Origin of the sequence: Streptomyces sp. NPDC048637 (genome assembly GCF_040650675.1) — a bacterium.
In the GTDB taxonomy this organism is placed as follows: Bacteria; Actinomycetota; Actinomycetes; order Streptomycetales; family Streptomycetaceae; genus Streptomyces.
The window spans coordinates 1-10,472 of record NZ_JBEZHQ010000078.1 but is presented as its reverse complement, the minus strand read 5'-3'; the positions used below and the strand labels follow the sequence as shown (position 1 = coordinate 10,472).

The following is a 10,472-nucleotide window of genomic DNA, read 5'->3' as shown; positions in this document are numbered from 1 at the left end:
GTAAAGCGAAGCAGTCCACACACCAGGCCCCGGAGGCCCGTCACCGCACCCACAGCCCCGCGCAGCGGACCCCGCCCGCCGCAGGCGCAACGGCGGGGCACCCGCAAACATCACCCGCGCCCACGCCCCGCGCAGCGGACCCGCAACGGCGAGAAACCACCACGGCGGGACAGCCGAAAACGTGGGAAAGCTAAGCGCTACGCGCTACCCGCTACGCGGGTACACAACGCCCGTCCTCCGTACGGTAGTTCCAGCGGGCGCCATTCGTCACCAGTTCCTTGACCGCGCGGAGGAAGCGGTCGACGTGCTCATCCGGCGTGCCAACGCCCAGGCTGACGCGGATGGCGTTCAGGGACTTCTCGCCGGGGGCGGCGTCGGGGGCGCCGCACTCCCCCGGGTCCTGCGGCTCGCTGCCCAGGAGGGTGCGGACGAGGGGGTGGGCGCAGAACAGGCCGTCGCGGACGCCGATGCCGTACTCCGCCGACAGCGCGGCAGCGAAGTGTGAGCTGTTCCAGCCCTCGACGACGAAGGAGAGGACGCCCACCCGTGCGGCGTCGTCGCCGAAGAGGGAGAGCACGGCGGCCTCGGGTACGTCGGCCAGGCCTGAGCGGAGGCGGGCGATCAGCTCCTGCTCGCGGGCGACCAGGCCCTCGAAGCCGGCCTCGGTCAGCGCCTGGCAGGCGGAGGCGATGGCGTAGGCGCCGATGACGTTGGGCGAACCGGCCTCGTGCCGGGCCGCGGTGGTGTGCCACTCGACGTCGACCCCGCCGTCCGTGCGCCGGGAGACCTTGCGGCTGGCGCCGCCGCCCGCCAGGTACGGCTCGGCGTCCCGCAGCCAGTCCGCGCGGCCGGCCAGCACCCCTGCGCCGAACGGCGCGTACAGCTTGTGTCCGGAGAAGGCGACCCAGTCCACGTCCAGTTCCCCGAGGTCCACCGGGTGGTGCGGGACGAGCTGCGCCGCGTCCAGCACGATCCGGGCGCCGTGCGCATGCGCGGCGGCCGCCAGCTCCTGCACCGGCCACAGCTCCCCGGTCACATTCGACGCACCGGTCACGCAGACCAGCGCCGGGCCGTAGGGCTCGCGTGCGGCCAGCGCCTTCTCCAGGGTGTCCACCGCCTGCTGCGGGGTGCGGGGGGCGTTGAGGTAGGTCACCGCGACATCCGGGCGCTGCTCCCAGGGCAGCAGCGAAGCATGGTGCTCGGTCTCGAAGACGAACACCCGGGTGCCCTGCGGGAGTACGGCGGCGAGCAGGTTCAGCGAGTCGGTGGTGGAGCGGGTGAAGACGACCTGGTCCTCGTCCCGGCAGCCGAGGAACTCACCGATGGTCCGGCGGCTGTTCTCGAAGAGGTCGGTGGACAGCTGCGAGAGGTATCCGGCGCCGCGGTGCACGCTGCCGTAGTAGGGGGCGTAGGCAGCCACGTCGTCCCAGACCCGCTGCAGCGCAGGGGCGCTGGCGGCATAGTCCAGCGCGGCGTAGTCGACCTCGCCACCGGTCACGAGCGGGACGAGAACATCCCGGCCGAGAACCGGCAGCGGGGCACAAACGGAACGGTCGGCGGCAACGGCGGAAACGGACATGGCGAACTCCCGTAAGAGGTAAGCGAATTCGCTGCGGGCGGGGGTGCGACAGGACGCGCCGGGGCACCGCGGCGGGAAAGAAAAAGGGATGCGGAGAAGGGGCCGTCGGGCCCTATCGCATTCGCTGATTCACGGAAGTTCTCCCTCGGGGACCAGGATCCCTGGCGAGGGATCCGCGCTTGCCGCAGACCTCGCTGCCTACGGCCTGGTCATCACCCGGGGCACCCCGCCACGGAAGGAGGGTTGCCGGACAGCGGGCCGGGGCCTGCATCGCTGTCACTCGTGACCTGGGCAGAATCATGCCACATGGGCAAAGAGGCGCAAGGCCCGGTCCGTATGACGGACTGAGCCTTGCGTCACACCCTGCGTCACGGCGCGCTCATGTGTTGCTGGCGGCCACCCAGCGCTCCAGCGCCGCCTTGGCCGCTCCGGAATCGACCGAGGCGGCGGCCCGCTCCATCCCGGCCCGGATCTGCTCGGCCAGCGGAGCGTCCGTCGGCTCCAGCGCGACCAGCGCCGCCGCGGAGTTCAGCAGCACCGCGTCGCGCACCGGGCCGGTCTCCCCGTCCAGCAGCCGGCGGGCCACATCCGCGTTGTACGAGGCGTCCGCCCCGCGCAGCGCCTCCACCGGCACCAGGGGAATGCCCACGTCCCGGGGGTCGAAGGGCTCCTCGCGGACCGTGCCGTCCCGGACGATCCACACCCGGGAGGTCGCGGTCGTGGTCAGCTCGTCCAGGCCGTCGTCGCCGCGGAAGACCAGTGCCGACGAGCCGCGCTCGGCGAGCACCCCGGCCAGGATCGGCGCCATCCGGGCGTCCGCGACACCGGTCGCCTGGGCGCGGACCTTGGCGGGGTTGGTCAGCGGGCCCAGCACGTTGAAGGTGGTGCGGATGCCGAGCTGGGCCCGCGCGTTGGCGACGTGCCGCAGTGAGGGGTGGAACTTCACCGCGAAGCAGAAGGTGATGCCCGCTTCCTGGGCGACCTCGGTGACCCGCTGCGGGGTGAGGTCGAGATTGACGCCGAGCTTCTCCAGGACATCGGAGGCACCGCTGGCCGAGGAGGCGGCGCGGTTGCCGTGCTTGACGACCTTGGCGCCGGTGCCGGCGACCACGATCGAGGACATCGTGGAGATGTTGACGGTCTTGGCGCCGTCGCCGCCGGTGCCGACGATGTCGACGCTGGGGCCCGGCACCTCGATCAGCCGGGCGTGCGCGTACATGGTGCGCACCAGGCCGGAGATCTCGGCGACGGTCTCGCCCTTGGCGCGCAGCGCGACCGCGAACCCGGCGATCTGGGCGTCGCTGGCCTCGCCCCGCATGATCTTGTCCATCGCCCATGCGGTGTCGTCCGCGCTGAGGTCACGGCCGGCGAGCAGGGCGTTGAGGAGGTCCGGCCAGGTGTGGGCCGCCACGCTGTCGCCGCCAACCGGGGTCACAACGTTCATGGTCCACACTCCTGGATTGTCTCCTGCTTATGCCGTCACCCTATCGACCCGCCGGGCACGCCGGAGGGCCCCGTCCGATCATCGGACGGGGCCCTCTGGGTGGCGTACTCCCTACGGTGCGCTACGAAGCGCCGCGGTGATCAGTGGTGGCCGTGGCCGCTGCTGATCTCCTTGTACTCCTCGACCGTGGCCTTCGGGATGACGTTGTCGTCGCCGTAGTAGGCCTTCGAGAGCTTGGCGCGCAGCTTCTGCGAGCGCGACAGCTTGCGCTCCACACCGTTCTCGTCGACCTCCGGGCCCAGCTCGAGCGGCTCGGGCTGCTCGTGCTGGGTGAGCACGTGCAGCTGCTCCTGGTCGAGCGGCTCGTGGACCTCGATGAACTCACCGTGCGGCAGGCGCTTGATGATGCCGGACTCGCGGCCGTGCAGCACCTTGTCCTTGTCGCGCCGCTGCAGACCCAGGCAGATCCGCTTGGTGGCGATGAAGGCCAGCACCGGAAGGACGAAGAATCCGATCCGGACGAACCACGTGAGCGAGTTGAGCGACAGGTGGAAGTGCGTGGCCCAGAGGTCGTTGCCACCACCGATCAGCATCACGAAGTACGCGACGAGCCAGGCGACACCGAAGCCGGTACGGGTCGGGACGTTGCGCGGGCGGTCCAGGATGTGGTGCTCGCGCTTGTCGCCCTTGACCCAGGACTCGATGAACGGGTAGACCGCGATCGCGACCAGGACCAGCGGGAAGATCACGATCGGGATCAGCACACCGAAGTTGAGGGTGTGGCCCCAGAAGTTCCACTCCCAGCCCGGCATGACACGCACCAGACCCTCGGCGAAGCCCATGTACCAGTCGGGCTGGGCGCCGGTGGACACCTGGTCCGGCCGGTAGGGGCCGATCGCCCACACCGGGTTGATGCTGGCGACCGCGGAGATCACCGCGATCACACCGAAGACCAGGAAGAAGAAGCCTCCGGCCTTGGCCATGTAGACCGGCAGCAGCGGCATGCCCACGACGTTGTTGTTGGTCTTGCCGGCACCCGGGAACTGGGTGTGCTTGTGGTAGAAGACCAGGATCAGGTGCGCCACCAGCAGGCCGAGCATGATGCCCGGCAGCAGCAGGACGTGCACCGTGAAGAACCGCGGGATGATGTCGTGTCCCGGGAACTCCCCGCCGAAGATGAAGAACTGCAGGTACGAACCGACCAGCGGCATCGCCAGGATGACGCCCTCGATGAACCGCACACCGGTACCGGAGAGCAGGTCGTCGGGGAGCGAGTAGCCGGTGAAGCCGGTGAACATGCCCAGCACGAGCAGCAGGAAGCCGAACAGCCAGTTGACCTCGCGCGGCTTGCGGAAGGCGCCGGTGAAGAACACCCGCATCATGTGGACCATCATCGCGGCCAGGAACACCAGCGCGGCCCAGTGGTGGATCTGCCGGATCAGCAGACCGCCACGCACGTCGAAGCTGATGTTCAGCGTCGACTCGAAGGCCTGCGTCATCCGGATTCCCTGCATGGGCACGTAGGAACCGTGATAGGTCACCTCGGCCATGCTCGGGTGGAAGAACAGCGTCAGATAGACACCGGTCAGGATGATGATGATGAAGCTGTAAAGCGCGACCTCACCCAGCATGAAGGACCAGTGGTCCGGGAAGATCTTGCGCATGTTGGACTTGGCCAGGCTGTAGATGCCCAGCCGGCCGTCCGCCCAGTCGGCGATCCGCTCGCCCCGCGGCGCCTGGCCACGGCGCGGGTTGGACCCGCTCGTCTCGTTACTCATCCGCGCTCCCAGAAGCTCGGGCCGACGGGCTCCTCGAAGCCGCTTGCGGCCTCCAGGAAGCCGTCCTTCTCCGTGATGTGCAGCTGCGGCAGGGCGTGTCCGGCCGGACCGAAGATCACCCGACCACCGTCAGAGAGGTCGAACGTCGACTGGTGGCAGGGGCAGAGCACGTGGTGCGTCTGCTGCTCGTACAGGCTGATCGGGCAGCCCACGTGGGTGCAGATCTTCGAGTACGCCACGATGCCCTCGTGCGACCAGGAGAGTTCGTGCTTGTCCTTGATGTTCTGCGGCTGGATCCGCACGAGCATCAGGGCGTCCTTGGCGATCTGCTGGTTGAAGTCCTCATCGTGCTCCTCCAGGCCCTCGGGCTTGGCGAAGGTGAGGGAGCCGACCGCGATGTCCTCGGGACGCAGCGGGAGGTTGGTGGACTGGTTGACCAGGCGGACGCCCTTCTTCCAGCCCGTGGTGCGCAGCTTGTTCCCGGGCAGCGGCCCGAGGTCACGCAGCAGCACGACACCGGAGAGCGGCACCAGGGCCAGCGCACCGAACATCGTGTTGCGGATCAGCTTGCGGCGGCCGACCTGTGACTCCTTCGCACCCTGTGCGAAGTCCGCCATCACCTTGGCCTTGACCTCCGGCGGCGCCTCGATCGGGTGGCGCTCGTCGGCGACCTCCTCGTCCGACATCAGCGTGCGGGCCCAGTGGACCGCGCCGGCGCCGATGCAGAAGAGCGCCGCGCCGAGCGTCAGACCGAGCGCGAAGTTCAGCGCGCTGATGTTGCCGATCGGCCAGATGTAGACGTTCTTGTCGATCGGGATCGCCACGTACGAGGCGATGAAGGCGACCGTGGCGAACATCGACACGATGAAGAGGAGGGCCACGGTGCGCTCGGAGCGCTTGGCGGCCTGCTCGTCGATGTCCTGGGTGCGGTGCTCGTGGGGCGGCAGACCCGGGTCGGCGAACGGGTTGTCCGCCGTGGTCACCACGCCTTCGTGAGCCGTCTCCCGCTCACCGGGAAGGGTTTCTTCTGGCACGTCTTCGTGTCGTCCAGTCTCGCTCATGACTTCTTGGCCTTCGTAGTCCGGGCTGCGACCCAGATGGCGACCGCGACCAGCGAGCCCAGGCCGAAGATGTAGCCGAAGAGACCCTCACTGACCGGACCGAGACCGCCGAGGTCGAGGCCGCCGGGGCTCTCGGATTCATCACCGTTGACGGCGTCGAGGTACGCGATGATGTCCTTCTTGTTCTGCTGCGACAGCGAGCCGTCACCGAAGGAAGGCATGTTCTGCGGGCCGGTCTCCATGGCCTCGTAGATGTGCTTCGGGTTCACGCCCTCAAGCGTCGGTGCGTACTTGCCGTCGGTCAGGGCGCCGCCCTTACCGGTGAAGTTGTGGCACTGCGCGCAGTTGGTGCGGAACAGCTCGCCGCCCTTGCCGATGTCGGCACCGTCGGGGCTGTACTGCTCCTTGTCCGGCACGGTCGGGCCGGCGCCCAGCGAGGCCACGTAGGCCGAGAGCTGGTCGATCTGGGCGTTGGTGTAGATGTTCTTCTTCCGCGGCACCTGGGCGCCGGGCTGCTGGGCCGGCATACGGCCGGTGCCCACCTGGAAGTCCACGGCTGCGGCGCCGACGCCGACCAGGCTGGGGCCGTCGGAGGTGCCCTGACCGCCGGTGCCGTGGCAGCTGGCGCAGCCCACGGCGAAGAGCTTCTTGCCCTCCTTGATGGCAAGGGACTGGGCGGTGTCATCGGCCTGAGCCTTGTCCGCCGGCGCGAACGCGGCGTACAGCCCCCCAGTGACCGCCAGCGCGAAGAGTAGGACGACGAGCGCCGCCAGCGGATGGCGCCGTCGTGCGGAGAGCTTTTTCACGGATTACCCCGGTGTCAGGATCTTCTGCGTCGATGCTTTGGATATGTCTGTCTGATACGAGCCGGTACGGGCCCGGACTACTTGATCAGGTAGATCGTGGCGAAGAGGCCGATCCAGACGACATCGACGAAGTGCCAGTAGTAGGACACGACGATGGCCGCGGTGGCCTGCGTGTGGGTGAACCTCTTGGCCGCGTACGTCCTGCCCAGGACCAGCAGGAAGGCGATCAGACCGCCCGTCACATGCAGTCCGTGGAAGCCGGTGGTCAGGTAGAACACCGAGCCGTACGGGCCGGACGAGAGCGACAGGCCCTCGTGCTTGACCAGCTCCGTGTACTCGAAGACCTGACCACCGATGAAGATCGCACCCATGACGAAGGTGACCACGAACCAGGCCCGGAGCTTCTTGACATTGCCACGCTCGGCCGCGAAAACGCCGAGCTGGCAGGTCAGAGAGCTGAGCACCAGGATCGTGGTGTTGGTCGCGGAGAACGGAAGATTCAGCGCATCGGCGGATTCCTTCCAATACTCGGATCCGGTCACCGATCGAAGGGTGAAGTACATCGCGAAGAGGGCCGCGAAGAACATCAGCTCGGAACTCAGCCAGATGATGGTTCCGACGCTGGTGAGGTTCGGCCGATTGACCGACGGGTGCGCGTGCCCGGTTTCTACTGTCGTTGCTGTCGCCACGACCGACATTATGTCGGTCGCTTATCCCGCCCTCACTCCGGGGGGTGCCGTTCGGTGTGTCAAGGACGTATGCCCTGCTCGTACGGACCGTTTCGGCGGTCGCTCGAAGGAGGGACGCACCCGTCCGGCCACGGAGCCGCGGCCCCGCCGGCACCGGTCCTGACGGGCCGTCGGGCAGATCTTGGATCCGGTCAACCCCTCCTGCGGGCGCCCCCCGCGGGAGTAGCATCCGCCCCACCCGATGCTGTGCCGCTACGAAGCGTGGAGGAACGATGCAGGCGACTGCCACGGTGCTGGTCTACAGCGACAACGCCCACACCCGCGAGCAGGTCCGGCTGGCGGCCGGACGGCGGCCCGCCGCCGATGCCCCGCAGATCGAGATCCTGGAGTGCGCCACCGCACCGGCCGTCCTGACAGCCCTGGAGCAGGGCGGCATCGACGTCTGTGTACTGGACGGCGAGACCGCGCCCGCGGGCGGCATGGGCGTCTGCCGGCAGATCAAGGACGAGATCTTCCGGTGCCCGCCGGTACTGCTGCTGATCGGCCGCCCCCAGGACGCCTGGCTGGCCACCTGGAGCCGGGCGGATGCCGCGGTGACCCATCCGCTGGACCCGGTGGCCTTCGCCGACGCCCTGGCCGGGCTGCTGCGCCGGAAGAACCTCGTACAGGCCTGAGCGGCCTGCTGGGCGGCGCTCAGATCCTCGGGCGCAACCGGGCGTCGCCGACCGGGTTCTGCGCTCGCTCGGCCGCTCCAGTGGTGCTGGAGGCCTTGCTCTTCAGCGCGCTGCCGTCCCGCCATTCCTTCCAGGGCATGTTCCAGTCACCGAAGCCGTTGTCGAACGCCGTCATGGTCTCGCCGCCGCTGTTGATGACCTTGACGACGTCGCCGACCCGCACGGTGTTGAAGAACCACTGGGCGTTGCCCGTGGACATGCCCGTACAGCCGTGGCTGACGTTCGCCGCGCCCTGCGAGCCGACGGACCAGGGTGCGGCGTGGACGTATTCGCCGCTCCAGGTCACCCGGGTGGCCCAGTAGACCGGCAGATCGTAGGACTCCGAGCCGGCGGCGATGCCGACGGTCGAGCTGCGCATCCGTACGAAGCTCTCCTTGGCGAGGACGACCTTGACGCCGTTGCGGGTGGAGAAGCCGGGCTTGCCGGTGGTCACGGGGACGGTCTTGATCGACTCACCGTTGCGCCACACCGTCATCTGGTGCGTGCCCGCGTCGGTGACGGCCTCCACGCGGTCGCCGGTGGTGAGCTTCACGGGCTTGGACGGGCCTCCGTAGAGCCCCTTGGCGATCTTCAGGCCCGCCAGGTTGCTGTGCACCGAGATCGTGGCGTGGGCGGGCCAGTACTCCTTCGGGCGGAAGTGCAGCTTCTTGTCGTCCACCCAGTGCCAGGCGCCCTGGACCCGCGGCATGGAGTCGACCTTCAGGGCGCTCTCCACGATGGCGCGGGCCTTCGCGTCCTTGATGGGCCGGCTCAGCTCCGCGGTGACCGGCTGGCCGACCCCGTACTCGCCGGCCTCCGGCCCGAAGGCGGCGGTCAACTGGCCGTCCGCGTCCTCGGTGTTGACCACGAGCGTCTTGCGGCCGGGCGAACCGTCCTCCTCCTCGGTGCTCACCTGCACCGTGTAGCGGGTGCCGGCGGCCAGTGGCACGGTGGTACGCCAGTGCCTGCCGTCGGCGCTCAGCTCGCCGTGGACGAAGCGGCCGGTGGAATCGGTGGCCGTGACGTCGGTGATCCGTGCGTCGTCCCCCTTGACGGACACCTCAAGCGGCTTGTCGGGGTCCGCTTTCTTCTTGCCGTCCGGGGTATTGGCCGAGATCTGGTCGGCCGCGTCGTAGGGATTGGCGGAGAGCGCTTCCGAATCCGAGCCCCCGCACGCGGTGGCGCTCACCGCAAGGGGCACGAGCAGGAGGCCGCAGCTCAGCACCGTCCGGGTTCGAGGTCTGTGACTCATGCCCCAAAAATATGAAGAATCACCTGTCTCAGCGCGCTGGAGGACTGCAAACGGGTCTGCCCCGGGTCCCAAAAGCGGCGGGCCCGGACACCTGTTGAGGTGTCCGGGCCCGCCGTACGGCAGCTGCGCGGCCGTTACTGCGTGCGGTTCTCGCCGCGGTAGTACTCGAAAACCCAGCCGAAGAGGCCGACGAGGATCACCGGGAGCGAGAAGTAGAGCAGCCACCAGCCGAAGACGACGCCCATGAAGGCGAGCGCGCCACCGACGGCCAGGGACAGCGGCTGCCAGCTGTGCGGGCTGAAGAAGCCCAGCTCACCGGCGTCGTCCGAGACCTCGGCGTTCTCGTTGTCCTGGGCACCCGCGTCGACCCGCCGGGCCGTGAAGGCCAGGTAGTAGCCGACCATGATGCACAGGCCGAAGGCGAGGAACAGTGCGGTGGTACCCGCGGGCTCCTTCGACCAGACGCCATAGACGATCGCCATGGCGAGGACGAAGACGGAGAGCCAGATGAACATCTTGCCCTGGATCTTCACTTGCCCGCCTCCTTGCCGCCGGCGAGGGACTTGTCGTCCTCGGTGGCGCGGCCGTTGTGCAGCGCGTCAAGTGCTGCGATCTCCGGGTGGTGCAGGTCGAACGCCGGGGATTCGGAGCGAATGCGCGGCAGCGTGAGGAAGTTGTGCCGCGGCGGCGGGCAGGACGTCGCCCACTCGAGCGAGCGGCCGTAGCCCCAGGGGTCGTCGACCTCGATCTTCTCGCCGTACTTCGACGTCTTCCAGACGTTGTACATGAACGGCAGGATCGACAGGCCCAGCAGGAACGAGCTGATCGTCGAGATGGTGTTCAGCGCTGTGAAGCCGTCGGCGGCGAGGTAGTCCGCGTAACGCCGCGGCATGCCCTCGGCACCCAGCCAGTGCTGGACGAGGAAGGTGCCGTGGAAGCCCACGAACAGCGTCCAGAAGGTGATCTTGCCGAGCCGCTCGTCCAGCATCTTGCCGGTGAACTTCGGCCACCAGAAGTGGAAGCCGCAGAACATCGCGAAGACGACCGTGCCGAAGACCACGTAGTGGAAGTGCGCCACGACGAAGTACGAGTCGGAGATGTGGAAGTCCATCGGCGGCGAGGCCAGGATGACGCCGGTCAGACCACCGAA

General features: G+C 68.3%; 10 protein-coding genes and 1 riboswitch. Of the genes, 1 reads left to right on the top strand and 9 read right to left on the bottom strand.

Features of this window, described 5'->3' with window-relative positions:
* Nucleotides 1–211 precede the first annotated feature (211 nt).
* The 6 genes from AB0C46_RS40400 to AB0C46_RS40375 form a co-directional block, all read right to left on the bottom strand.
* A complete protein-coding gene (locus tag AB0C46_RS40400) occupies nucleotides 212–1,579 on the bottom strand; it encodes an aminotransferase class V-fold PLP-dependent enzyme (RefSeq protein ID WP_362834123.1) in 1,368 nt (455 codons plus the stop codon).
* 170 nt (nucleotides 1,580–1,749) lie between these two features.
* Nucleotides 1,750–1,867: riboswitch (SAM riboswitch) on the bottom strand.
* Between the two features lie 91 nt (nucleotides 1,868–1,958).
* Complete coding sequence (trpD, locus tag AB0C46_RS40395; protein ID WP_362834122.1) at nucleotides 1,959–3,023, bottom strand: anthranilate phosphoribosyltransferase; 1,065 nt, start codon at nucleotides 3,021–3,023, stop codon at nucleotides 1,959–1,961.
* A 140-nt stretch (nucleotides 3,024–3,163) separates the two neighbouring features.
* Nucleotides 3,164–4,801, bottom strand: coding sequence for a cytochrome bc complex cytochrome b subunit (locus AB0C46_RS40390; RefSeq protein ID WP_362834121.1), 1,638 nt, complete (start codon nucleotides 4,799–4,801; stop codon nucleotides 3,164–3,166).
* Nucleotides 4,798–5,862: a Rieske 2Fe-2S domain-containing protein gene (locus AB0C46_RS40385; protein WP_362834120.1), complete on the bottom strand. Its 1,065-nt coding sequence runs from the start codon at nucleotides 5,860–5,862 to the stop codon at nucleotides 4,798–4,800. Before AB0C46_RS40385 ends, AB0C46_RS40390 begins: the two co-directional genes overlap by 4 nt.
* On the bottom strand, nucleotides 5,859–6,668 hold the full coding sequence (locus AB0C46_RS40380) for a c-type cytochrome (RefSeq protein WP_362834119.1): 810 nt from the start codon (nucleotides 6,666–6,668) through the stop codon (nucleotides 5,859–5,861). Before AB0C46_RS40380 ends, AB0C46_RS40385 begins: the two co-directional genes overlap by 4 nt.
* Nucleotides 6,669–6,745: 77 nt before the next feature.
* On the bottom strand, nucleotides 6,746–7,366 hold the full coding sequence (locus AB0C46_RS40375; protein ID WP_362834118.1) for a heme-copper oxidase subunit III: 621 nt from the start codon (nucleotides 7,364–7,366) through the stop codon (nucleotides 6,746–6,748).
* Between the two features lie 263 nt (nucleotides 7,367–7,629).
* Here AB0C46_RS40375 and AB0C46_RS40370 point away from each other — a divergent pair, with 263 nt between their 5' ends.
* Complete coding sequence (locus AB0C46_RS40370) at nucleotides 7,630–8,031, top strand: hypothetical protein (protein WP_362834117.1); 402 nt, start codon at nucleotides 7,630–7,632, stop codon at nucleotides 8,029–8,031.
* 19 nt (nucleotides 8,032–8,050) lie between these two features.
* On the opposite strand, the gene AB0C46_RS40365 is transcribed toward AB0C46_RS40370, so the two are convergent.
* The 3 genes from AB0C46_RS40365 to AB0C46_RS40355 form a co-directional block, all read right to left on the bottom strand.
* Nucleotides 8,051–9,322 (bottom strand): Ig-like domain-containing protein, encoded by a 1,272-nt coding sequence (locus tag AB0C46_RS40365; protein WP_362834116.1) that lies wholly within the window; start codon nucleotides 9,320–9,322, stop codon nucleotides 8,051–8,053.
* A 134-nt stretch (nucleotides 9,323–9,456) separates the two neighbouring features.
* Nucleotides 9,457–9,855: a cytochrome c oxidase subunit 4 gene (locus AB0C46_RS40360; RefSeq protein WP_128506350.1), complete on the bottom strand. Its 399-nt coding sequence runs from the start codon at nucleotides 9,853–9,855 to the stop codon at nucleotides 9,457–9,459.
* Nucleotides 9,852–10,472 (bottom strand): cbb3-type cytochrome c oxidase subunit I (locus AB0C46_RS40355; RefSeq protein WP_362834115.1); only part of this gene is annotated, 621 nt, incomplete at its 5' end. The genes AB0C46_RS40355 and AB0C46_RS40360, both read right to left, overlap by 4 nt.

Coding starts and splice junctions, on each gene's coding strand:
- AB0C46_RS40400 (WP_362834123.1), bottom strand. CDS start 1,579: ATGTCCGTTTCCGCCGTTGCCGCCGACCGTTCCGTTTGTGCCCCGCTG.
- AB0C46_RS40375 (WP_362834118.1), bottom strand. CDS start 7,366: ATGTCGGTCGTGGCGACAGCAACGACAGTAGAAACCGGGCACGCGCAC.
- AB0C46_RS40390 (WP_362834121.1), bottom strand. CDS start 4,801: ATGAGTAACGAGACGAGCGGGTCCAACCCGCGCCGTGGCCAGGCGCCG.
- trpD (WP_362834122.1), bottom strand. CDS start 3,023: ATGAACGTTGTGACCCCGGTTGGCGGCGACAGCGTGGCGGCCCACACC.
- AB0C46_RS40385 (WP_362834120.1), bottom strand. CDS start 5,862: ATGAGCGAGACTGGACGACACGAAGACGTGCCAGAAGAAACCCTTCCC.
- AB0C46_RS40365 (WP_362834116.1), bottom strand. CDS start 9,322: ATGAGTCACAGACCTCGAACCCGGACGGTGCTGAGCTGCGGCCTCCTG.
- AB0C46_RS40370 (WP_362834117.1), top strand. CDS start 7,630: ATGCAGGCGACTGCCACGGTGCTGGTCTACAGCGACAACGCCCACACC.